This is a genomic window from Klebsiella sp. F11 (assembly GCF_056712265.1).
In genome coordinates this window covers 2,234,617-2,256,953 of record NZ_CM160060.1, presented here as the reverse complement: position 1 = coordinate 2,256,953, position 22,337 = coordinate 2,234,617, and the positions used below count along the sequence as shown (strand labels likewise).

The following is a 22,337-nucleotide window of genomic DNA, read 5'->3' as shown; positions in this document are numbered from 1 at the left end:
ACCCGGTAGCGTTGCCGCTTACCGGGTCAGAACTGAGGTGCGGAAATTACTTCGCGCCTTCTACCGCTTCACGAGCCAGAGTGGTGATACGGTCGTAATCGCCTGCTTCCAGCGCATCCGCCGGTACCAGCCATGAACCGCCGATACACAGAACGCTGTTCAGCGCCAGGTAGTCGCGGTAGTTAGCCGGAGAGATCCCGCCGGTCGGGCAGAAACGAATGTGGGCGAACGGACCGCCAATTGCCTGCAGCGCCTTCACGCCGCCGTTGGCTTCGGCCGGGAAGAATTTAAACTCTTTCAGGCCATACTGCATGCCCAGCATCAGCTCGGATACGGTGCTGATACCCGGGATCAGCGGAATTGTCCCTTCTTCCGTCGCCGCCTTGAGCAGAGAATCGGTCAGGCCCGGGCTGATTGCGAACTGCGCTCCCGCCTCGGTTACTTCTTTCAGCTGCGCCGCGTTAGTCACGGTGCCGGCGCCGACAATCGCCTCCGGGACTTCTTTAGCTATTGCGCGGATGGCATCCAGCGCGCATTCGGTACGCAGGGTCACTTCCAGTACACGTACGCCGCCTGCAACCAGCGCTTTGGCCATCGGCACGGCGTGTTCCAGCTTTTTCACCACGATCACCGGGACAACCGGGCCGGAGGTGAGGATTGCTTCTGCAGTTGTTTTCCAGTTTTTCATCAGAGTTTTTCTCTCGCCAGATCTACAAATTGTATGGTCTTAAAAAGTGATGCAGGTTGCGCCCTGTTCGGCTCCGGAGAGCTTCTCACGCAGCGCAGAGAACATTTCACGACCGGTCCCGACTCGCGAACCGCTCAGGTCAGGAATATGTGGCTGCCGCGCGGCCAGTTCGGCATCGTCCACCAGCAGCGTCAGCTCGCCGGTCTGGCCGTTGACGCGGATGATATCGCCATCGCGGACCTTCGCCAGCAGCCCGCCGTCGTAGGCTTCAGGCGTGACGTGGATCGCTGACGGAACTTTGCCGGATGCGCCAGAGAGTCGCCCATCGGTGACTAGCGCTATTTTGAAACGGCGGTCCAATAATACACCAAGTGGCGGCATAAGTTTATGTAATTCTGGCATGCCGTTCGCTTTTGGCCCCTGATGCCGCACCACCACCACGCAATCCTTATCCAGCATCCCGGCTTCAAACGCCGGCAGCACGTCGTGCTGGCTTTCAAAAATAACCGCCGGCGCTTCGATAAACTGGTTTTCCGCCGGCACCGCCGAGGTTTTCATCACCGCGCGGCCAAGGTTGCCGCTGAGGACTTTGGTGCCGCCGTGGCGAGAGAACGGCTTGTCGAAAGTCGCGATAACCTGGTCGTCGAGCGGCGCGCTTGCCCCATCCCGCCAGTCCAGCTGGCCGTTGTTCAACCACGGCTCCATGGTGTAATGCGCAAGCCCAAAGCCGGCTACGGTGTTGACATCTTCGTGCAGCAGCCCGCCTTTCAGCAGTTCGCGGATCAGCACCGGCACGCCGCCAGCCGCCTGGAAGTGGTTGATATCCGCCGGACCGTTCGGATAGAGACGCGCCAGCAGCGGCACCACGTCCGAGAGATCGGAGAAATCATCCCAGTTGATGATGATGCCCGCGGCGCGCGCCATGGCCACCAGATGCATCGTATGGTTAGTCGAACCGCCGGTCGCCAGCAGCGCCACGATGCCGTTAACCACGACTTTCTCATCGAACATCTTGCCCAGCGGCATCCACTCGTTGCCGTTGCCGGTCATGCGGGTCACCTGACGCGCGGCGGCAACGGTCAGAGCCTGGCGCAGCTCGGCGTCCGGATGTACGAATGAGGAGCCCGGGAGCTGCATGCCCATAAACTCCACCACCATCTGGTTGGTGTTAGCCGTGCCGTAGAACGTGCAGGTGCCCGGCGCGTGGTAAGAGGCGGCTTCCGACTCCAGCAGCGCCATGCGATCGACCTTACCTTCGGCGTACAGCTGGCGAATGCGCACTTTCTCTTTATTCGCCAGGCCGCTGGCCATCGGGCCGGAGGGAATGAATACGGACGGCAGATGGCCAAAGGAGAGCGCGGCCATCGTCAGGCCGGGGACGATTTTATCGCAGACGCCAAGGTACAGCGCGCCGTCGAACATATTGTGCGACAGGCCGATGGCCGCAGACATGGCAATGACCTCGCGGCTCAGCAGCGAGAGCTCCATCCCGTCCTGCCCCTGGGTGACCCCGTCGCACATCGCCGGCACGCCGCCGGCAACCTGCCCTACCGCGTTCACCGAATTCAGCGCCTTGCGGATGATGTCCGGATAGGATTCGTAGGGCTGGTGCGCGGACAGCATATCGTTATAGGAGGTGATGATGCCGATGTTGTTACGCAGCATGCTTTTCAGCGAGGCTTTATCGTCCGACTGACAGGCCGCAAAACCGTGGGCCAGGTTACCGCACGCCAGCTGGGCGCGATGAACGGTATCGGTTTTGGCTTGATTAATCCGTGCGAGGTAGGCAGTACGGGCGTCACGCGACCGTTCGATAATGCGATTTGTTACCCGTAACATTGTCGAATTCATAAAGGCTCCTAAAAATTTATCTGTCCGGCCGCGGCATTTTTACGATGTCAAAAGAGGTAAAAGGCACCAGCACTGCAGCTCAGAGGCAAAATATCTGCCGGCAGTGTAATAAAAAAAGCTCCGGGGGTGAATCCTCCCGGAGCTTAAAAGATTAAAAATTATGCGGCTTTCTGCGCCAGATCATGTTACCGGTAAAATAACTCCTCCGGATGACGAACGCTTACTCGAATTCGTTCCATGAACGGCCGTCGCGGGTGATCATCGCCACGGAGGCAACCGGTCCCCAGGTCCCCGCCTGATAGGGCTTCGGCGCGTCGCGGTCGGCGGCCCAGGCTTCGGTAATGGAGTCAACCCACTTCCACGCCTCTTCCACCTCATCGCGGCGCACGAACAGCGCCTGGATTCCGCGCATGGTTTCCAGCAGCAGGCGCTCGTAGGCGTCGGCGAGGTGCGTTTGATTGAAGGTTTCCGAGTAGCTCAGATCCAGCTTGGTGATCTGCAGATTATGCTTATGGTCGAGGCCCGGCACTTTATTCAGCACCTGGATATCGACGCCCTCATCCGGCTGCAGGCGAATGGTCAGCTTGTTCTGCGGCAGCTCCTGCCAGTTCTCCTTGAACAGGTTCAGCTCCGGCGTCTTGAAGTACACCACGACTTCGGAGCATTTAGTCGGCAGACGTTTACCGGTGCGCAGGTAGAACGGCACGCCGGCCCAGCGCCAGTTGTCGATATCCACACGGATCGCCACGAAGGTTTCGGTATTGCTGGATTTGTTAGCCCCCTCTTCTTCGAGGTAGCCCGGCACCTTTTTACCTTGCGCAAAGCCCGCGGTGTACTGGCCGCGTACCGTTTTCTCACGCACGTTGGCGCGATCGATACGACGCAGAGACTTCAGAACCTTAACTTTCTCATCGCGGATGCTGTCGGCGCTGAGGTCCGACGGCGGGGACATGGCTATCATGCACAGAATCTGCAGCAGGTGGTTCTGGATCATGTCGCGCATCTGCCCGGCCTGATCGAAGTAGCCCCAGCGACCTTCAATGCCCACCTCTTCCGCGACGGTGATCTCCACGTGGTCGATGGTGCGGCAGTCCCAGTTGTTGACGAACAGGGAGTTGGCAAAGCGCAGCGCCAGCAGGTTGAGGACCGTTTCTTTACCGAGGTAGTGGTCGATACGATAGACCTGGCACTCTTCAAAGAACTCGCCAACCTGGTCGTTGATCTCGCGGGAGGTGTCGAGCGAAGTTCCCAGGGGTTTCTCCATCACCACGCGCGCCGGCTTGGCGTTCAGCTTCGCTTCGCCAAGGCCTTTGCAGATAGCGCCGAAGGTGCTGGGCGGCATGGCAAAGTAGTTGATGGTGACGCGGTTTTTCTGATCGAGCATTTTGCCCAGACGGGTAAAAGCCTTGGTGTCGTTAACGTCCAGATTGCAGAACTCCAGGCGCCCGCTCAGGGTGTCCCACAGCGCTTCATCAATCTTTTCCTTCATGAAGGTTTCCAGCGCTTCACGAACTACCCTGGTGTAAGCATCTTTATCCCAGTCAGCGCGTCCGACCCCGATAATGCGGGTATCCGGGCTGATCTGGCCAGCCTTCTCAAGCTGATACAGGGAAGGCAACAATTTACGACGCGCCAGGTCACCCTTCGCGCCGAAGATGACCAGATCGCATGCCTGAGCCGTTTGCGTTACCGCCATGTCATTCTCCTCGGTTGATAGTCTGGTGCTTATGCCAGGCTATAATTTGTAATTTTCTTACACTGCACTGTACTGTGTTTACGATTTTCCCGAAAGCCTCGGCCCGCTTTCCACGCGCTAAACCGCACGAGGAGAAAACTTCAGGCGACAATTTGGGCAGACGGCTAATATTGTTGGTTGTTTCGACCGGTTATCAGTCAGTAAAATACGACTCTGATCATGTAATGAAAAAAAACAACATTTTTTTAGGTTATTCCTCCCCGCTGACGATGGCGGAGAGGTATATTCTTGCTAAAACGCCTGATGATTTCACCCATTAATGAAATCGCTTCCATTGATGAGCGCCTTGTTACCATGAATATGCTGGAAAAAATTCAGTCCCGGCTGGAAAACCTTAGCAAATCCGAACGCAAAGTGGCCGAGATCATTCTTGCAGAGCCCGCGCAGGCCATCCACTCAAGCATTGCCGCACTCGCCCTGGAAGCCGGCGTCAGCGAACCCACCGTCAACCGCTTTTGCCGGAGTCTTGAAACCCGCGGCTTCCCTGATTTTAAACTGCATCTGGCGCAAAGTCTGGCCCACGGCACCCTCTATGTTAACCGCAATGTCGATGAAGACGACAGCGTAGAGGCCTACACCGGGAAAATTTTCGAGTCCGCGATGGCCAGTTTAGATCAGGTCCACCATTCTCTCGACATGTCCGCGGTTAATCGTGCCGTCGATCTTCTAACCCAGGCGAAAAAAATCGCCTTCTTTGGCCTCGGTTCCTCGGCCGCCGTTGCCCACGATGCGATGAATAAATTTTTTCGCTTCAACGTGCCGGTTATCTACTCCGATGACATTGTTCTGCAACGCATGAGCTGTATGAACTGCAATGATGATGACGTGGTGGTGATCATCTCCCACACCGGCAGAACGAAAAGTCAGGTCGAACTGGCGCAGCTGGCCCGTGAAAACGATGCCATGGTTATCGCGATCACCTCGGCGGGAACGCCGCTGGCTCGCGAAGCAACGCTCTCCATTACGCTTGATGTTCCCGAAGATACCGATATTTATATGCCGATGGTTTCGCGCCTCGCCCAGTTGACCCTCATCGACGTGCTGGCTACCGGCTTTACCCTGCGCCGCGGCGCAAAATTCAGAGATAACTTGAAGAGGGTCAAGGAAGCGTTGAAAGAATCGCGTTTTGATAAAGAACTGCCCGTACACAGCGATAACCTATAAAACCTGATAATAAGTAGCGACCCATTACACCTTCGGTTACGTTTCAGCATAGCAACTTTAGCGGCCGAAACGACCGATTCCATGTTCACGCAACACCAAAGTTGTTTTAGTCAACGGAGTATTACATGTCCAGAAGGCTTCGCAGAACCAAAATCGTTACCACCTTAGGCCCGGCAACCGACCGCGATAACAACCTGGAAAAGGTTATCGCTGCAGGCGCTAACGTCGTACGTATGAACTTCTCTCACGGTACCCCGGAAGATCATCAGATTCGCGCGGATAAGGTCCGCGTAATCGCGGCCAGGCTGGGCCGTCACGTGGCTATCCTCGGCGATCTGCAGGGGCCGAAAATTCGCGTTTCGACCTTCAAAGAAGGCAAAATTTTCCTCAATATCGGCGATAAATTCCTGCTGGACGCGGAGCTGAGCAAAGGCGAAGGCGATAAAGAAAAAGTCGGTATTGACTATAAAGGGCTGCCGGCGGACGTGGTGCCTGGCGATATCCTGCTGCTTGATGATGGCCGCGTTCAGCTAAAAGTGCTGGAAGTTCAGGGCATGAAAGTGTTCACCGAAGTCACCGTCGGCGGACCGCTGTCCAACAATAAGGGCATCAACAAGCTGGGCGGCGGCCTCTCCGCCGAAGCGCTGACCGAAAAAGACAAAGCCGATATCATCACCGCGGCCAAAATTGGCGTCGACTATCTGGCCGTCTCCTTCCCGCGCTGCGGGGAAGATCTGAACTACGCTCGCCGCCTGGCGCGTGAAGCGGGCTGCGACGCGAAGATCGTAGCGAAAGTGGAACGCGCGGAAGCCGTTTGCGATCAGGACGCGATGGACGACGTCATTCTCGCCTCCGACGTGGTGATGGTTGCCCGTGGCGATCTGGGCGTCGAGATCGGCGATCCGGAGCTGGTGGGTATTCAGAAGGCCCTGATCCGCCGCGCCCGTCAGCTCAACCGCTCGGTTATCACCGCCACCCAGATGATGGAGTCGATGATCACCAACCCGATGCCGACCCGTGCGGAAGTGATGGACGTGGCCAACGCCGTGCTGGACGGCACCGATGCGGTGATGCTTTCGGCTGAAACCGCAGCCGGCCAGTATCCGTCTGAAACCGTTGCCGCCATGGCCCGCGTATGCCTCGGCGCGGAAAAAATCCCAAGCCTCAACGTTTCTAAACACCGGCTGGACATCCAGTTCGACAACGTGGAAGAAGCGATTGCCATGTCGGCGATGTATGCCGCGAACCACCTGAAAGGTGTCACCGCTATCATCACCATGACCGAGTCCGGCCGCACGGCGCTGATGACCTCGCGTATCAGCTCGGGCCTGCCGATTTTTGCCCTCTCTCGCCATGAGCGCACCCTTAACCTGACCGCGCTGTACCGCGGCGTAACGCCGGTTTATTTTGACAGCACCAACGATGGCGTTGCCGCCGCTCACGATGCGGTAAACCTGCTGCGCGACAAAGGCTATCTGGTCTCCGGCGACCTCGTTATCGTCACCCAGGGCGACGTTATGAGCACCATCGGTAGCACCAACACCACGCGTATCCTGACCGTCGAATAAGCCATCGCGCAACGGACCCCGCGTATCACCTACCTGCCGACGTAAAATCGGCAGGTATTTTTTTATCCCGGCCCCGCGGCTGGCGCTCGCCGGCAGGGGCATCACACCACCCAGTTCATCAGCAGCGCGGCGGCAATCACCGTCGACGCCCCGCCGATACGGGTCGCAATCTGCGCAAAAGGCATCAGCGACATGCGATTGGAGGCCGACAGAATCGCAACGTCTCCGGTACCGCCAAGGCCGCTATGGCAGCTGGTAACGATCGCCGCTTCCACCGGATACATATTGAGACGCGAAGCGATAAAGAATCCGCTCAGCGCCATGGCGATAACAATCGACCCGCAGACCACGACGTAGCCGACGGAGAATACCGCCACCACGCTTTCCAGCGGCACGTACAGCATCCCAAGCCCGATCATCAGCGGCCATACCAGCGCCGCGGAGACAAATTTGTAGCAGCTGTAGGCCCCCACTTCCATCGCCGCCGGGATCGCTTTAGTGTATTTGCAGATGACGGCGGCGAGGATCATCAGTACCGGACCGGGAATATGGACCACCTTCTCCAACAGCCCGCCGACGATGAAAAAGGCGCAAATCATCAGCAGCCCTCCGCCCATCAGCTGAAAGTCCGTTTGCTGCGGGCCCTGAGTTTGCGTGAAGACGCTGTTATCTTCACGGCTGCGGATCAGCATTCCGTTTCCGGACAGCGCGGGGCGACGAGCGCCAATTCTCGCCAGCACCCCAGCGCAGATAATCGCAAAGATATTGCCAACGACCGCCGCCGGAGCCAGCTGCGCAACGTAGACGTCGGGGGTTTGCCCGAGGATCGCGGAATAGGCCAGCGAAAGCGGGAGAATGCCCTCGCCGATCCCTCCGCCAATAATCGGAACGATAATAAAGAAGAAGGTGTGGTACAGGCTGTAGCCAAACAGCGTGCCCACCAGCAGGCCGGTGAGGATGGCGGCAAAGGTCCCGACAACCAGCGGGACAAACATTCTGACCATTCCCTGAATCAGGATCACCCGATTCATCCCGAGGATGCTGCCCACCACCAGACAGGCAATAACGAAATACAGCAGATTGGCTTCTTTCATCAGCAGATGCACCGTCGCCAGGGTATGCGGGGCAAACATTTCAAAGTAGACCAGCGCGGAGGGCACCATCAGGCACAGTATCGCCGGGCCGCCGATATCCTTCAGTACCGGGACCATACGGCCAATTTTGGCAAATGCAAAGCCCAGGGTCATAATCACCGCCAGGCCGCCGATCATATTTTTTGGCAATACGCTGGCGTAGGCAGCAACGGCCACAACGATCGCAATACCGACAAACAGCACCAGCGGAACGGATCCCACTTCCGCACTCCCCAGCATTCTGAGCGCGGGTCGGGCAGGCAGTGAATTATCAACAGGATGATTTAGTGAATTATTTTCCATCTTGCACCTTATTTTTTATAAATAGCCAGGTAGGGGCATAAATAACAATAATGTTATTCAACCAGAGTAAAATCGAGAATAAAATAGTACATCGAGCACATTGAACCTGAAAAAAAGTAGCACAGCCGTCGGGCATAAAAAAGCCATGCGCCATTTCTAATGATGCTTTTGTGATTGACCTTGAATCTCAAATTTAAGTAATTTAAGTCGGCGTTTTGTAATTAAAATTATCGACTCAGGGATTTTCAATCGCCCTCAATGAAAAAATCAGGTTACCTTCCGCCTATATTTGTAAGTAAAGTCCTCGGCGTAAAAGTATTTAAACAAAACAGACTGTGATTTCTATCACCCTGCGGCACGCGCGGGATTGTTAGATTTAAAAAACAGTAGTCGCAGACCATACTTTATCAGGATACCCTATGCCCTCACTATTATTAGAATCACTGTTCCCGCTGGTATTTATCATGCTGCTCGGATGGATCAGCGGTAAGCTTGGCTATACTCGTCGTGAAGATGCCACGGTTTTAGCTACCGTGGTTATTCGGGTAATGCCTCCAATCAGTAGAACATGTACTTTTCGATGAAGGCACCGATGACCTTTTCGTGCAATTCGATGGAACGTGAAAAACATATTGTTTTGCGTGCCAGCCGCTTGATACGGGTTCGCAGCGTCAGATTGTTTCGCTCAATGCGCTGTGTGAAAATTTTACCAGTCAGATGTATCTCCTTCGGCACCTCTCTGGCATAACTGCCCCAGTTATCGCTGGTAATCATGCCGATGCTAAAGGGCGTCAACAGGGCCAACAGTTCCCGACATGTCTCATCGGTACGTGGGCCGAAAGTATAAGCCAGTACGCCACCCGTTTTGGTATTGTAAGCATACCAGAGCCAGTGCTGCCGGGCTTTACTGCCAACAAAGCCCCACTGCTCATCAAGCTCGCAGATGAGTGCCACATCGGCATGAGCGACAGGAGAAGCGGTTATCCGGGACGGCGAGAGCTTTTTAATGTCCGTATGACGGTATTGATACCGACCTTAAGAACTCTGGCGGTATCGCGGACGCCGGCACCGTTGTGTGCCAGTTCAACTATCTGTTCTTTTACACCGGGTTTTCTGGCTTCATAGGTATAAGCCAGCTGAAAAACGCGGCGACATGACCGGCAACGAAAGCGCTCGTGCCCGGAACAGCTGTGCCCATGGCGATAAACAGAATCGGAATGGCAACGAGGACAATGAACAGTAACGGTAGCCATAGAAAGCCCTAAATACCAGTAGCATATCATGGTTTTCTATCGATTGAAGGCATTACCGGTTATTATTATCGGCGCCACGCCGTCCGCTATTGCCGCCGGAATGTTTGCCCTGCGCAGCGATACGTATATTGAATCAGCATCCTCATCGATTTTAATCGGCACCGCACTCGGCGTGCTGACGGAAGGCTTAATGATCTATTTTATTTCATAAATTATGCCCCGACGGCAGCGCGCTATTAATTAGTTATACTCAATAAACTTCAAAGTGCAGATTGTTTCAGGGAGCCACATTAAGTCCTGCAGATGAAAATATTTATTTTTGACTTTATTGAGTATTTTAACCTTGGTCTTTATTATCAGCAGCCATTAACTCCAGCAGATTTCCATCAGGATCCCGAAAGAAAACAGATTGTGATGGCTGACCTGAACTCGTTTCACGGGGCACCGGGCCATGGATTATTTCGATATCGTTTTTCTCAAGTAGCTCTAACACGCTGAGAATTGTCCCTCCCCACCGGAAGCATAAATCAGCACTCCCTGGCATTGGCCTTTTAGCTACAAGTTCCACGCCATTCTCAACCTGATGTAAACTCAGGACAATATCACCCAGCGATACCTGCCTTACAAGCAGTTTCCCAAAGGGGGCGTACTCTGCATGAATTTTTGCACCAAACAATTTATCGTAAAAACAGTAAGATACTTCAAGGTCGGCAACAGTTATTGCAACATGATCAATGAGAGTTATTTTGTTCACAGGTGAACACCTTACGCTATACGTCGTTATGTCTCTGACACGGAACTGAGCACCTGAAAATTTTCGTTGATACGACAGCCCAGTTTCTGCCCCAGTTCCGGCAGGGTTCGTTCAAAAAATCCTCTTATCGCGTCCCTGAAGGCTTTCGCTGACGCAAAATACCGGTTATTCCGCACATGCTCATTCATCACCTTCCACAACCGTTCTGTCGGGTTCAGGTTCGGGCTGTACGGCGGCAGATAATGCAGTTCAATATTCATCACGAAGGCCCAGTCCTTAACCAGCGATGCCCGGTGATAAGGCGCACCGTCCAGTATCAGATGCACTTTCTGCGACACCGGATAAGTCTGGCGAACTGCAATAAAAAAACGGCAGATAGCATCCGCATTAATCTGCGGATAATCACGGGTCACCGTCCGGGCCAGGTCGTTCACGCTGAGGGCGCTGATGATGTTCAGGCGGGTCCGGCTCCCGGTGGTTTTCACCGCTTTCAGTTCCCCCTTTCTTATCCAGCCACAGCTCAGCTTCGTTGACTGCGTCGGATGTACCGCATCCATAAACAGAATGGGTTCGCTGTCACCGGCAGCCTGCTTCAGCGCTTCATAATGCGTCATGAACTGCTGCTGTTGTGCCGGGCAGAACTTATGGGGAATACCTGACGGTTTTTTCCAGGTGAACCCGTTGCGGTGAAGCCACTTATTCATACCCGGAATGCTGTAGCGCACACCGAAGCGGTCACGGACAAGCGACACGATACTGGCCGTCGTGATGTGAACAGTGTCAGTCAGAAGCTGACGAAGTTCGGCAGACTCCCCGGGAGTCAGATGCTCCTGCGAACCGCCGTTATCAGAGGTGAGCTTACCGTCGCTGAGATAATCCGATAGATGACGCAGAACCGTGGTCTCATGAATGAGCTGAGACTGCGCAATCATGGCAGGAGACCAGCCCTGAGCAGAAAGCAGCACGCAGCGTATCCGGTCGCAGACACGGCGGTCACGACTCTGCCGGTGCTGAGCCTCAAGGGCGGCAATCTGTGCGGAGGTCAGTTTTACGTTCATGGCCTGAGCATGATCCTCAGCACCGACGAAATCAAGCAGTTTCAATGATCACGGGTATAGCAATATTGCACGGTATTTTTGCATCATACATATTCAGGAGTTACCCATGTTAAACCAGGACACGATTTACACTCCCTATAACGGTTCCGTATTACTGGAAAACCCGTTACTCAATAAAGGGCTGGCATTTACCGACGGCGAGCGTGATGCCTTTGGCCTGCACGGCTTACTGCCGCAAAAGGTGGAAACGATTGCGGAGCAAACGGCAAGAGCCTGGGAACAGTTTTGCCAGTTTAAACGCGATATTTCTCGCCATATTTATTTACGCAATATCCAGGATACTAACGAGACCTTATTTTATAACGTTCTGCGCACGCATATGACTGAAACCCTGCCTATCGTCTATACGCCGACGGTTGGCGAGGCCTGCGAACACTTTTCGGAAATTTATCGTCGCGCCAGGGGCCTGTTTATCTCATGGCCGGACCGCCACCAAATTGATGAGATGCTGCAGAGCTTCTCGCGCAACGATATCCGGGTCATCGTGGTCACCGACGGCGAGCGCATTCTCGGTCTCGGCGACCAGGGCGTCGGCGGGATGGGGATCCCGATTGGCAAACTCTCGCTCTATACCGCCTGCGGCGGCATTCATCCGGCCTCTACCCTGCCGATCATGCTTGACGTCGGCACCAACAACGCGCAGCTGCTCGATAATCCGCTGTATATGGGCTGGCGCCATCCGCGCATCGACGACGATAGCTACCTTGAGTTTATGGATATGTTTATTGAGGCGGTGAAGCGCCGCTGGCCTGACGTGCTGCTGCAGTTCGAAGATTTTGCCCAAAAGAACGCCACCCGCCTCCTGCAGCGCTATCGCGATCGGCTGTGCTGCTTTAACGATGATATTCAGGGCACTGCCGCCGTGACGACGGGTACCATCATCGCCGCCGCTCAGGCGGCCGGCAGCCGCTTATGCGATCAGCGCGTAGTGTTCTTAGGCAGCGGCTCCGCCGGCTGCGGGATTGCGGAAAAGATCGTCGCGATGATGGTCGATGATGGACTGTCCGAGCACGAGGCCCGCGGTCGGGTGTTTATGGTCGACCGCTGCGGCCTGCTGACGGACGCGCTCCCCGACCTGCTCGATTTCCAGCAAAAGCTGGTCACCTCCCGGCACAACATTGCCCACTGGGACGTCGGCACCGGACCCGTCTCGCTACTCGACGTTGTACGTCACGCGCATCCGACGGTAATGATCGGCGTTTCAGGGCAGCCCGGTCTGTTCAGCGAAGAGATTGTCAAAGAGATGCATCAGCACTGCGCCCGCCCGATTATCATGCCGCTTTCGAACCCAACCTCTCGCGCCGAGGCCCAGCCTGCGGATCTGATCGCCTGGACCCAGGGGGCGGCGCTGGTCGCCACCGGCAGCCCTTTCGCCCCGGTGGTTTACGCCGGAAAAACCTACGATATTGCCCAGTGCAATAACGCCTATATCTTCCCCGGCCTCGGGCTCGGCGTGCTGGCCGGCAGGGTCGAGCGGATAACGGAAAAGATGCTCACCGCCGCCAGCCGCACCCTGGCCGCCCACTCCCCGCTGGCTGCGGCGGAAAGCGGCGGACTGCTACCGCCGGTGGCGGAGATCGAAACGATATCGCGCGCCATTGCCCTGGCTATCGCGAAGGTCGCGCAGCAGGAGGGCGTGGCACCGCAGCTAAGCGAAGAGCAGCTGCTTGCCCGCATCGAACAAACCTACTGGCAGTCGCGCTACACCGCCTGTAAGCGCTCATCGTTCTGAAAAAACGGCTCCGGCTGGTAATGTGATATCCGGGAAGCAGATGGCTTCCCGGCCTTAGAGGAGGCCTGGGTGATAAATGTCCTGATTATCGATGACGATCCGATGGTCGCTGAACTAAACCGCCTGTTTCTCAGCCGGCTTACCGGCTTTTGCTGCTGCGGCATCGCCCCGACCCTCGGCGAAGCGCGGCGTATCATCAGCGAACGGCCGCAGGGCATTGACCTGATCCTGCTCGATGTTTACATGCATAAGGAAAACGGCCTGGACCTTCTGCCGACGCTGCGCCGGGAGGCGCACGATATCGACGTCATTATGATCACCTCCGCCGCCGACGCCGCCACCGTGCAGAGCGCTTTAGGCTACGGAGTGGTAGATTACCTGATCAAGCCCTTTCAGTTTTCCCGCTTTGAAGAAGCGCTGACCGCCTGGAGCCACAAGCGCAGCCTGCGCCGCGCCATCTCCTGCTACCAACAGTCGGATATTGACGACCTGCTTAATCACGCCGCGCGACAGCACGCGGAGAGCCGCCGATTGCCAAAGGGGCTGACCGCCGAAACGCTGCGCACGGTGTGCCGCTGGATAGGCGATCATCCAGACGCCGAGTTTTCAACCAATGAGCTGGCGGCGCAGCTGGATATCTCCCGGGTATCCTGTCGCAAATATCTGCTCTGGCTGGCGCAGATCGATATTTTGCACATGAGCAACCACTACGGCGCCACGGGGAGGCCGGAGTACCGCTATCGGCTGATTGTGGAACATGACTCGCTGCTCAAACAATTTAGCCACTGACGCGCCGGCGTGCAGTGGCTAAATAATCGTTACCTTGAGCGCCAGGCGACGCTATTTCTTCTTCGGAAAGAGCTCTTTGCGCTTATAGGGTTCGATTTCCCCGGGTTTGCGGGTCTTCAGCAGCTTGAGGAGCCAGGTGTACTGCTCGGCGTGCGGCTTGACGAAAATTTCCACCTCTTCGTTCATCCGCCGGGCAATAGTATTGTCATCGGCCTCCAGCAGGTCGTCCATCGGCGGGCGTACCAGCACCGTCAGACGATGGGTTGCGCCATCATAGACCGGGAACAGCGGCACCACCCGCGCCCGGCAGACCTTCATCAGGCGGCCGATCGCCGGCAGCGTGGCTTTATAGGTGGCGAAGAAATCGACGAATTCGCTGTGCTCCGCGCCGTGATCCTGATCGGGCAGGTAGTAGCCCCAGTAGCCCTGACGCACCGACTGAATAAACGGCTTGATGCCATCATTGCGCGCGTGCATGCGCCCGCCAAAGCGGCGACGAACGGTATTCCACACGTAGTCAAATACCGGATTGCCCTGATTATGAAACATCGCTGCCATTTTTTGGCCGCCGGAAGCCATCAGCATGGCCGGGATATCCACGCCCCAGGCGTGCGGCACCAGGAAGATCACCTTTTCGTTATTACGCTGCATCTCGTCGATGATCTCTTTTCCCTGCCAGTCAACGCGGGAAAGAATGCGCTGCGGATCGCGCAGGCCAAGTTCCGCCATCATCACCATCGCCTGCGGCGCAGAGGCGTACATCTCATCAATAATCGCTTTGCGCTCCTGCTCGCTCTTTTCCGGGAAACAGTACAGCAGGTTGATCTGCGCGCGGCGGCGCGAGCTTTTGGCCAGCCTGCCGACAAAACGTCCCAGCTTGCCGAGAAGCGGATCGCGAAACGACGGGGGCGTCAGCGCAATCCCCGCAAAGGCAACAACGCCCAGCCACGCGCCCCAGTAGCGCGGGTGTAAGAAGGATTTCTCAAATTTTGGAATAAACTCAATATTATTTTTTTTCGTTTCCATGCCCGATCCGCAAAAATGGTGCTGAATAAAGAGAAAGAGAGACTCAAGGCTATAGTTTAGCGACCCCCAGGGGGGGGGACAAAAGAAAAAGCCGGCGCGCGCGGGCACCGGCTTTAATTAACAGTGCGTTAGTCGAATCGCAGCTGCGGCATTACTTCTTTCACCTGCGCCAGATAATCCGTGCGGTCGGAACCGCTCAGCCCTTCCGTACGCGGCAGTTTCGCCGTCAGCGGGTTTACCGCCTGCTGGTTAATCCATACTTCATAATGCAAATGCGGCCCGGTAGAACGGCCGGTATTGCCCGACAGCGCAATGCGGTCGCCGCGCTTCACCTTCTGGCCCGGTTTCACCAGCAGCTTGCGCAGGTGCATATAGCGGGTGGTGTAGGTACGACCGTGGCGGACCGCAACGTAATACCCCGCCGCGCCGCTGCGTTTGGCCACCACCACCTCGCCGTCGCCGACGGAAAGCACCGGCGTGCCCTGCGGCATCGCAAAGTCGACGCCGCGGTGTGGCGCAACGCGCCCGGTCACCGGATTGAGGCGGCGCGGGTTAAAGTTGGACGACACGCGGAACTGGCGCGCGGTCGGGAAGCGCATAAAGCCCTTCGCCAGACCGGTACCGTTACGATCGTAGAACTTGCCGTCTTCGGCACGGATCGCATAGTAATCCTTGCCGTCCGAACGTAAACGCACGCCCAGCAGCTGGCTCTGCTCGCGCTTGCCGTCAAGCATTTCGCGCGACATCAGCACCGAGAACTCATCGCCCTTTTTCAGCTTGCGGAAGTCCATCTGCCACTGCATGGCCTTAATCACCGCGCTAACCTCGGCGCTGGTGAGGCCGGCGTTACGCGCGCTGGAGACGAAGCTGGCGCCAACGGTACCTTTCAGCACGTTGTTAACCCAGTCCCCTTTCTGCAGCTCGCTGCTCATCTTGAAGCCGTTGCCTACGCGGTTATAGGTCCGGGTTTCGCGACGGGACATTTCCCAGGTCAGGCTCTGCAGATCGCCGTCCGCCGTGAGGGTCCAAGACAGCTGTTGGCCAATCTTGAGGTTGCGCAGCTCCTTATCAGCGGTCGATAAAAGGGAGATATCACCCATTTCGATACCGTACTGATTGAGGATGCTGCTGAGGGTATCGCCGGTGGATACGACGTACTCGTGACCGCCTGAATCGTCGTCCGCCTTATCGTCCAGTTCGTCCTGGGGGATGGCTTCTTCCTCCTGCGCGGCCTGATCGATAGGTTCAGAGGCTTCCGGCAGCAGGGAACGGATTTCGCTTTTCTCCAGCTCAATCGTTCTGACGATAGGGGCTGATTCGTGGTGGTAGATGTACGGTCGCCAGACGGCGACCGCTAAGGTTAGAACGCTCAGCGACCCCAGCATAACGCGGTGAGGTCGTGGCAAATTGTTAAATGCCTGAGTGACAGCGCGGGCTATCTGTTGCACGTATTCACTTCCTCGTTAATCTCCTTTCAGGCAGCTCGAATACTGGTTCGCCAATTGGGTCAGGAACTGAGGGTAGCTTTCTTTACCCAGCTTAATTCCAATACCCAGCGGATCGAGGGTTCCCATGCGCACGGAGGTCCCCCTGGCAACAGCTTCTATAACGGCTGGCCTGAACTGTGGCTCAGCAAAAACGCAGGTCGCTTTTTGCTCAACCAGCTGTGTTCTGATTTCGTGTAAACGCTGCGCACCAGGCTGAATTTCAGGATTGACGGTGAAATGACCAAGCGATGTCAGACCGTAGTGTTTTTCAAAGTAGCCGTAGGCATCATGAAAAACGAAGTACCCTTTCCCTTGCAGCGGTGCCAGCTCGTGGCTTACCTGTTTATCGGTCGAGGCTAATTTTGCCTCAAACTCCTTCAGGTTGGCGTCAAGCCTGGCTCGACTCTGCGGCATAAGTTCCAATAATTTATCGTGGATTGCAACCGCCGAAAGCCGCGCTATCTCTGGGGATAACCACAGATGCATGTTGTATTCGCCGTGATGGTGATCGTCGTCACTTTTTCCACCCGCAGCGTGGTCGTGGTCGTGATGGTCATCGTCGTCATCGGCGCCTTTCATGAGCAGCGGTTTCACGCCGTCAAGCTCGGCAATAGTCACCTTTTTGTTTGGCGCAATGCTTTGCGTTGACTTATCCATAAAGGCCTCCATCTCAGGGCCGATCCACACCACTAAGTCTGCGTTCTGTAAGCGTTTTGCATCAGACGGACGCAGAGAATAGTCGTGCTCGGAGGCGCCATCGGGCAGCAGTACCTGGGTGTCGGTGACCCCGTCAGCGATGGCGGAAGCGATAAAGCCAAGAGGTTTCATTGAGGTCACCACGGCGGCATTCGCCGCAGGCGCCAGGGTGAACAAAAAAGCGGCGCTAAGTCCAGCGCAAAGAAGCGTATTTTTATGTAACATAATGCGTCTAATCATCGTAATGAATGAGAAAGATGTGATATTATAACATTCACTAGCTTGTGCAACCCTTAATTTGACATGACAAATCTTGTAACTTTGGAAAACGTCTCGGTGGCCTTCGGCCAGCGCCGCGTGCTGTCTGACATTTCGCTCACGCTTAAACCAGGCAAAATTTTAACCCTGCTCGGCCCGAACGGCGCCGGTAAATCGACGCTGGTGCGGGTCGTTCTCGGGCTGGTAGCACCAACTGATGGCGTTATCAAACGCGAGGGAAAGCTGCGCATTGGCTATGTCCCACAAAAACTACACCTCGATGCCACGCTGCCGCTCACCGTCAGCCGCTTTTTGCGCCTGCGTCCGGATACGCGTAAGCAGGATATCCTGCCCGCGCTGAAGCGCGTCCAGGCCGGGCACCTCATCGATGCCCCGATGCAGAAACTCTCCGGGGGCGAAACGCAGCGCGTGCTGCTCGCCCGCGCGCTGTTAAATCAGCCGCAGCTGCTGGTGCTTGATGAGCCGACGCAGGGCGTCGACGTCAACGGCCAGGTGGCGCTGTATGACCTGATAAACCAGCTGCGTCAGGAGCTTAACTGCTCGGTGCTGATGGTCTCCCACGACCTGCATCTGGTGATGGCGAAAACCGACGAAGTCCTGTGCCTGAACCAGCATATCTGCTGCTCCGGCACGCCGGAGGTGGTCTCCATGCACCCGCAGTTTATCTCGATGTTCGGCCCGCGCGGCGCGGAACAGCTGGGCATTTATCGCCACCATCATAATCACCGCCACGACCTGCAGGGGCGGATTGTACTGCGTCGGGGAAATGAGCGCTGATGATTGAACTACTGTTACCCGGCTGGCTGGCCGGGGTGATGCTCGCCTGCGCCGCCGGCCCGCTGGGCTCGTTTGTGGTCTGGCGCCGGATGTCCTATTTTGGCGATACTTTGGCCCACGCCTCGCTGCTCGGCGTCGCTTTTGGCCTGCTGCTCAACGTCAATCCTTTCTACGCCGTTATCGCCATCACCCTGCTGCTGGCCGGCGGGCTGGTATGGCTGGAGAAGCGCCCTCACCTGGCCATCGATACGCTGCTGGGGATTATGGCCCACAGCGCGCTGTCGCTGGGGCTGGTGGTGGTCAGCCTGATGTCGAACGTCCGCGTCGACCTGATGGCCTATCTGTTCGGCGATCTGCTGGCGGTGACGCCGACGGACCTGATCTCGATTGCCATCGGGGTGGCGATCGTGCTGGCCATTTTACTCTGGCAGTGGCGCAACCTGCTGTCGATGACGATCAGCCCGGATCTGGCGTTCGTTGACGGCGTGAAGCTGCAGCGGGTGAAGCTGCTGCTGATGCTGGTCACCGCCCTGACCATCGGCGTGGCGATGAAGTTTGTCGGGGCGCTGATCATCACCTCGCTGCTGATTATCCCCGCCGCCACGGCGCGCCGCTTTGCGCGTACGCCGGAGCAAATGGCGGCTATCGCCGTTGGCATCGGCGCTATCGCGGTAACCGGGGGATTGACCTTTTCGGCGCTGTACGACACCCCGGCCGGCCCGTCGGTGGTGCTGTGCGCTGCGCTGCTGTTTGTCTTCAGCATGATGAAGAAAGCGGCCGCCTGAATCCTCTTTCGCCGGTAGCCCTTCCCGGGGCCACCGGCTAGGGAGTCCGGCTAGGGCATTTCCGGCGGCTGGATGCCAAAGTGGTTCCAGGCGCGGACCGTCGCCATACGTCCCCGCGGCGTGCGCTGCAGGAACCCCTGCTGGATTAGATACGGCTCCAGCACGTCCTCAATGGTTTCGCGCTCTTCGCCGATCGCCGCCGCCAGGTTATCCAGGCCCACCGGGCCGCCGAAGAATTTATCGATCACCGCCAGCAGCAGCTTGCGGTCCATATAGTCAAAGCCTTCGGCATCAACGTTAAGCATATCCAGCGCCTGGGCGGCAATGTCGAGGGAGATGCTGCCGTCATGACGCACCTCCGCGAAGTCGCGCACCCGCCGAAGCAGGCGGTTGGCAATACGCGGGGTACCCCGCGCGCGACGCGCCACTTCCAGCGCGCCCTCCTCGCTCATCTCCAGCCCCATGTAGCGGGCGCTGCGGCTCACAATGTGCTGCAGATCGGCAATCTGGTAAAACTCCAGCCGCTGGACGATGCCGAAACGGTCGCGCAGCGGCGAGGTCAGCGAGCCGGCGCGCGTGGTCGCGCCAATCAGGGTGAACGGCGGCAGGTCGATTTTTATCGAGCGCGCCGCGGGTCCTTCACCAATCATAATATCCAGCTGATAGTCCTCCATCGCCGGATAGAGCACCTCTTCCACCACCGGCGAAAGGCGGTGAATTTCATCGATAAACAGCACGTCGTGGGGCTCAAGATTGGTCAGCATCGCCGCCAGATCGCCCGCTTTTTCCAGCACCGGCCCGGAGGTGGTACGCAGGTTGACGCCCATCTCATTGGCGACGATGTTGGCCAGCGTGGTTTTCCCCAGCCCCGGAGGGCCGAAGATCAGCAGGTGATCGAGCGCGTCCCCGCGCAGCTTAGCCGCTTGGATAAAAATCTCCATCTGCGAGCGCACCTGCGGCTGGCCCACGTACTCTGCCAGTAGTTTAGGGCGGATTGCGCGATCGGCCGACTCTTCAAACCCGGTGCTGTCCGCCGATACCAGCCTGTCTGCTTCAATCATCCCTTACCTCACAACGCGGCGCGCAGCGCTTCGCGGATTAGCGTTTCACTGTTGGCGTCCGGACGGGCGATTTTACTCACCATCCGGCTGGCCTCCTGAGGTTTATAGCCCAGCGCCACCAGGGCGGCAACCGCTTCCTGCTCGGCGTCGTCATCGGACGGGCCGGCCGGCGAGGTCAGCACCAGATCCGCCGCCGGGGTAAACAGGTCGCCGTGCAGCCCTTTGAAACGATCTTTCATTTCAACGATCAGCCGCTCTGCGGTTTTCTTACCGATGCCCGGCAGCTTCACCAGCGCGGCAAGCTCCTCGCGCTCAACGGCGTTGACGAACTGCTGCGCCGACATCCCGGAGAGGATCGCCAGCGCCAGCTTCGGCCCGACGCCGTTGGTCTTAACCAGCTCGCGGAACAGCGTGCGCTCCTGCTTGTTATTAAAGCCATACAGCAGCTGCGCATCCTCACGGACGACAAAATGGGTGAAAACGACGGCTTCATGACCCACCTCCGGCAGCTCGTAAAAACAGGTCATAGGCATATGCACTTCATAGCCAACGCCTCCCGTTTCCAGCAATACCAGCGGGGGTTGTTTTTCGAGAACGATGCCTCTGAGTCTGCCTATCACATGCTGCTCCTGCGTTAAGGGCTAAAATATCTGCCGGTATCATAAAAAAAGGCTGGATAAATATCCAGCCTGATTTGACGCTATCGCAGCCGTCCGCGCGCCAGATTTAGCCGGCTGTCGCCTATCTGTGCCGCGTTCTGGCTCACGTGGCAGTGGGTGATGGCAATGGCCAGCGCATCTGCCGCATCCGCCTGCGGGTTCGCCGCCAGCTTCAGCAGGGTGCGAACCATATGCTGCACCTGGCTTTTTTCCGCGCTGCCGATGCCGACCACGGTTTGCTTGACCTGCCTCGCGGCGTACTCAAAAACCGGAATATCCTGATTGGTCGCCGCGACGATAGCCACCCCGCGCGCCTGCCCGAGCTTCAGCGCCGAGTCGGCGTTTTTCGCCATAAACACCTGTTCAATCGCGAAATAGTCCGGCTGGAACTGGGTAATGATTTCCGTGACGCCCGCGTAAATCAGCTTCAGGCGCGACGGCAGATCGTCCACCTTAGTGCGAATGCATCCGCTGCCAAGATAGCTTAGCTGCCGTCCGACCTGGCGGATAACGCCATAGCCGGTGATGCGCGAGCCCGGGTCAATACCGAGAATAATAGCCATCACGCATCTCCGGTCATCGCTAACCCCTGAGACCCCAAATATTTCAGTTCACAGCCAGGCGGCCACGCAGCGCATCCCCGGGAGCGTAGATTTACTACCTGACCGGGGTAAGCGAGGTGAGCCAACGCCGCTGCGGGCTGAAAGATTACGGGCATCACAGCGTTGCTGCGACCTCATCAGAGATCTCGCCGTTATGATAAACTTCCTGCACGTCGTCGCAGTCTTCCAGCATATCGATCAGGCGCAGCAGTTTCGGCGCGGTTTCCGCGTCCATGTCGGCTTTGGTCGACGGGATCATCGAAACTTCCGCCGCGTCGGCCTTCAGGCCGGCCGCTTCCAGCGCGTCGCGTACGGCGCCCATCTCTTCCCACGCGGTGTAGACGTCAATGGCGCCGTCGTCGTAGGTCACAACGTCTTCCGCACCGGCTTCGAGAGCCGCTTCCATGATCACGTCTTCGTCGCCGGCTTCGAAGGAAATGACCCCTTTTTTGCTGAACAGATAGGCGACTGAGCCGTCGGTGCCGAGGTTGCCGCCGGTTTTGCTGAAGGCGTGACGCACTTCGGCAACGGTACGGTTGCGGTTGTCGCTCAGGCATTCAACCATCACCGCCGTGCCGCCCGGGCCGTAGCCTTCATAAATGATGGTTTCCATGTTCGCGTCGTCATCGCCGCCTACGCCACGGGCGATAGCGCGGTTCAGGGTATCGCGGGTCATGTTGTTGGACAGCGCTTTATCAATCGCTGCGCGCAGACGCGGGTTAGAACCCGCATCGCCGCCGCCTAAACGCGCGGCGGTGACCAGTTCGCGAATAATTTTAGTGAAGATCTTACCGCGCTTGGCATCCTGTGCCGCTTTGCGGTGCTTGGTGTTGGCCCACTTACTATGACCTGCCAT

At 57.0% G+C, this 22,337-nt stretch carries 19 protein-coding genes and 4 pseudogenes; 8 read left to right on the top strand and 15 right to left on the bottom strand.

Features of this window, described 5'->3' with window-relative positions:
* Positions 1–46 precede the first annotated feature (46 nt).
* From AC1M2H_RS11155 to AC1M2H_RS11140, 4 genes and pseudogenes are all read right to left on the bottom strand, one after another.
* Complete coding sequence (locus tag AC1M2H_RS11155) at positions 47–688, bottom strand: bifunctional 4-hydroxy-2-oxoglutarate aldolase/2-dehydro-3-deoxy-phosphogluconate aldolase (RefSeq protein WP_095101698.1); 642 nt, start codon at positions 686–688, stop codon at positions 47–49.
* Between the two features lie 39 nt (positions 689–727).
* On the bottom strand, positions 728–2,539 hold the full coding sequence (gene edd / locus AC1M2H_RS11150; RefSeq protein ID WP_480151390.1) for a phosphogluconate dehydratase: 1,812 nt from the start codon (positions 2,537–2,539) through the stop codon (positions 728–730).
* 220 nt (positions 2,540–2,759) lie between these two features.
* Positions 2,760–4,235: a glucose-6-phosphate dehydrogenase gene (gene zwf, locus AC1M2H_RS11145; RefSeq protein ID WP_426814337.1), complete on the bottom strand. Its 1,476-nt coding sequence runs from the start codon at positions 4,233–4,235 to the stop codon at positions 2,760–2,762.
* 1 nt (position 4,236) lies between these two features.
* Positions 4,237–4,395: pseudogene (locus AC1M2H_RS11140) on the bottom strand (formate--tetrahydrofolate ligase).
* 159 nt (positions 4,396–4,554) lie between these two features.
* Between AC1M2H_RS11140 and AC1M2H_RS11135 the strand changes: the two are divergent.
* Positions 4,555–5,459: pseudogene (locus AC1M2H_RS11135) on the top strand (MurR/RpiR family transcriptional regulator).
* Positions 5,460–5,584: 125 nt separating this feature from the next.
* Positions 5,585–7,027 carry a pyruvate kinase gene (gene pyk / locus AC1M2H_RS11130; RefSeq protein WP_480151389.1) on the top strand — a complete coding sequence of 481 codons (1,443 nt, stop codon included), beginning with the start codon at positions 5,585–5,587 and terminating at the stop codon, positions 7,025–7,027.
* Between the two features lie 101 nt (positions 7,028–7,128).
* Here the strand turns inward: pyk and AC1M2H_RS11125 are convergent, their stop codons facing one another.
* Positions 7,129–8,463: a 2-hydroxycarboxylate transporter family protein gene (locus AC1M2H_RS11125; protein ID WP_480151388.1), complete on the bottom strand. Its 1,335-nt coding sequence runs from the start codon at positions 8,461–8,463 to the stop codon at positions 7,129–7,131.
* A 419-nt stretch (positions 8,464–8,882) separates the two neighbouring features.
* On the opposite strand from AC1M2H_RS11125, the pseudogene AC1M2H_RS11120 reads away from it, so the two are divergent.
* A pseudogene (locus AC1M2H_RS11120) lies at positions 8,883–9,020 on the top strand (AEC family transporter); the annotation flags it as partial.
* Position 9,021: 1 nt separating this feature from the next.
* On the opposite strand, the gene AC1M2H_RS11115 reads toward AC1M2H_RS11120, so the two are convergent.
* Positions 9,022–9,716, bottom strand: a protein-coding gene (locus AC1M2H_RS11115; protein ID WP_480147781.1) for an IS1 family transposase whose coding sequence is annotated in 2 segments (ribosomal slippage) — positions 9,022–9,470 and positions 9,470–9,716 — 696 coding nt in all. Because the reading frame shifts where the segments join, the coding sequence is not laid out codon by codon here.
* Positions 9,717–9,774: 58 nt separating this feature from the next.
* Between AC1M2H_RS11115 and AC1M2H_RS11110 the strand changes: the two are divergent.
* Positions 9,775–9,927, top strand: a pseudogene (locus tag AC1M2H_RS11110) (AEC family transporter); the annotation flags it as partial.
* A gap of 126 nt (positions 9,928–10,053) precedes the next feature.
* Here the strand turns inward: AC1M2H_RS11110 and AC1M2H_RS11105 are convergent.
* Positions 10,054–10,470, bottom strand: coding sequence for a VOC family protein (locus AC1M2H_RS11105; RefSeq protein ID WP_480147914.1), 417 nt, complete (start codon positions 10,468–10,470; stop codon positions 10,054–10,056).
* Positions 10,471–10,496: 26 nt separating this feature from the next.
* Positions 10,497–11,528 carry an IS630 family transposase gene (locus AC1M2H_RS11100; RefSeq protein ID WP_480151909.1) on the bottom strand — a complete coding sequence of 344 codons (1,032 nt, stop codon included), beginning with the start codon at positions 11,526–11,528 and terminating at the stop codon, positions 10,497–10,499.
* Between the two features lie 106 nt (positions 11,529–11,634).
* Between AC1M2H_RS11100 and AC1M2H_RS11095 the strand changes: the two genes are divergently transcribed.
* On the top strand, positions 11,635–13,320 hold the full coding sequence (locus AC1M2H_RS11095) for an NAD-dependent malic enzyme (protein ID WP_480151387.1): 1,686 nt from the start codon (positions 11,635–11,637) through the stop codon (positions 13,318–13,320).
* Between the two features lie 69 nt (positions 13,321–13,389).
* The gene (gene dcuR / locus AC1M2H_RS11090; protein ID WP_480151386.1) at positions 13,390–14,109 is read left to right on the top strand and encodes a two-component system response regulator DcuR; all 720 of its coding nucleotides are present in this window, start codon (positions 13,390–13,392) and stop codon (positions 14,107–14,109) included.
* Between the two features lie 51 nt (positions 14,110–14,160).
* On the opposite strand, the gene lpxM is transcribed toward dcuR, so the two are convergent.
* From lpxM to znuA, 3 genes are all read right to left on the bottom strand, one after another.
* Positions 14,161–15,135 (bottom strand): lauroyl-Kdo(2)-lipid IV(A) myristoyltransferase, encoded by a 975-nt coding sequence (lpxM, locus tag AC1M2H_RS11085; protein WP_480151385.1) that lies wholly within the window; start codon positions 15,133–15,135, stop codon positions 14,161–14,163.
* 128 nt (positions 15,136–15,263) lie between these two features.
* Positions 15,264–16,583 (bottom strand): murein DD-endopeptidase MepM, encoded by a 1,320-nt coding sequence (gene mepM, locus AC1M2H_RS11080; protein ID WP_464415315.1) that lies wholly within the window; start codon positions 16,581–16,583, stop codon positions 15,264–15,266.
* Between the two features lie 15 nt (positions 16,584–16,598).
* Positions 16,599–17,543 (bottom strand): zinc ABC transporter substrate-binding protein ZnuA, encoded by a 945-nt coding sequence (gene znuA, locus AC1M2H_RS11075; RefSeq protein WP_426814334.1) that lies wholly within the window; start codon positions 17,541–17,543, stop codon positions 16,599–16,601.
* A 78-nt stretch (positions 17,544–17,621) separates the two neighbouring features.
* Here znuA and znuC point away from each other — a divergent pair, with 78 nt between their 5' ends.
* Both znuC and znuB read left to right on the top strand, forming a co-directional pair.
* Entirely contained in the window at positions 17,622–18,374 is a 753-nt protein-coding gene (gene znuC, locus AC1M2H_RS11070; protein WP_464415314.1) for a zinc ABC transporter ATP-binding protein ZnuC, read from the top strand.
* The gene (znuB, locus tag AC1M2H_RS11065; protein WP_480151384.1) at positions 18,374–19,159 is read left to right on the top strand and encodes a zinc ABC transporter permease subunit ZnuB; all 786 of its coding nucleotides are present in this window, start codon (positions 18,374–18,376) and stop codon (positions 19,157–19,159) included. Before znuC ends, znuB begins: the two co-directional genes overlap by 1 nt.
* Before the next feature lie 50 nt (positions 19,160–19,209).
* On the opposite strand, the gene ruvB is transcribed toward znuB, so the two are convergent.
* From ruvB to AC1M2H_RS11045, 4 genes are all read right to left on the bottom strand, one after another.
* A complete protein-coding gene (gene ruvB, locus AC1M2H_RS11060; RefSeq protein WP_480151383.1) occupies positions 19,210–20,220 on the bottom strand; it encodes a Holliday junction branch migration DNA helicase RuvB in 1,011 nt (336 codons plus the stop codon).
* An 8-nt stretch (positions 20,221–20,228) separates the two neighbouring features.
* A complete protein-coding gene (gene ruvA / locus AC1M2H_RS11055) occupies positions 20,229–20,840 on the bottom strand; it encodes a Holliday junction branch migration protein RuvA (RefSeq protein ID WP_480151382.1) in 612 nt (203 codons plus the stop codon).
* A gap of 80 nt (positions 20,841–20,920) precedes the next feature.
* Entirely contained in the window at positions 20,921–21,442 is a 522-nt protein-coding gene (ruvC, locus tag AC1M2H_RS11050) for a crossover junction endodeoxyribonuclease RuvC (RefSeq protein ID WP_480151381.1), read from the bottom strand.
* Between the two features lie 154 nt (positions 21,443–21,596).
* Entirely contained in the window at positions 21,597–22,337 is a 741-nt protein-coding gene (locus tag AC1M2H_RS11045; RefSeq protein WP_480151380.1) for a YebC/PmpR family DNA-binding transcriptional regulator, read from the bottom strand.

Bases quoted from the DNA above. Each gene is read 5' to 3' on its own strand.
- AC1M2H_RS11155 (WP_095101698.1), bottom strand. From the start codon at position 688: ATGAAAAACTGGAAAACAACTGCAGAAGCAATCCTCACCTCCGGCCCG.
- edd (WP_480151390.1), bottom strand. From the start codon at position 2,539: ATGAATTCGACAATGTTACGGGTAACAAATCGCATTATCGAACGGTCG.
- zwf (WP_426814337.1), bottom strand. From the start codon at position 4,235: ATGGCGGTAACGCAAACGGCTCAGGCATGCGATCTGGTCATCTTCGGC.
- pyk (WP_480151389.1), top strand. From the start codon at position 5,585: ATGTCCAGAAGGCTTCGCAGAACCAAAATCGTTACCACCTTAGGCCCG.
- AC1M2H_RS11125 (WP_480151388.1), bottom strand. From the start codon at position 8,463: ATGGAAAATAATTCACTAAATCATCCTGTTGATAATTCACTGCCTGCC.
- AC1M2H_RS11100 (WP_480151909.1), bottom strand. From the start codon at position 11,528: ATGAACGTAAAACTGACCTCCGCACAGATTGCCGCCCTTGAGGCTCAG.
- AC1M2H_RS11095 (WP_480151387.1), top strand. From the start codon at position 11,635: ATGTTAAACCAGGACACGATTTACACTCCCTATAACGGTTCCGTATTA.
- lpxM (WP_480151385.1), bottom strand. From the start codon at position 15,135: ATGGAAACGAAAAAAAATAATATTGAGTTTATTCCAAAATTTGAGAAA.
- znuA (WP_426814334.1), bottom strand. From the start codon at position 17,543: ATGTTACATAAAAATACGCTTCTTTGCGCTGGACTTAGCGCCGCTTTT.
- znuC (WP_464415314.1), top strand. From the start codon at position 17,622: ATGACAAATCTTGTAACTTTGGAAAACGTCTCGGTGGCCTTCGGCCAG.
- znuB (WP_480151384.1), top strand. From the start codon at position 18,374: ATGATTGAACTACTGTTACCCGGCTGGCTGGCCGGGGTGATGCTCGCC.
- ruvB (WP_480151383.1), bottom strand. From the start codon at position 20,220: ATGATTGAAGCAGACAGGCTGGTATCGGCGGACAGCACCGGGTTTGAA.
- ruvC (WP_480151381.1), bottom strand. From the start codon at position 21,442: ATGGCTATTATTCTCGGTATTGACCCGGGCTCGCGCATCACCGGCTAT.
- AC1M2H_RS11045 (WP_480151380.1), bottom strand. From the start codon at position 22,337: ATGGCAGGTCATAGTAAGTGGGCCAACACCAAGCACCGCAAAGCGGCA.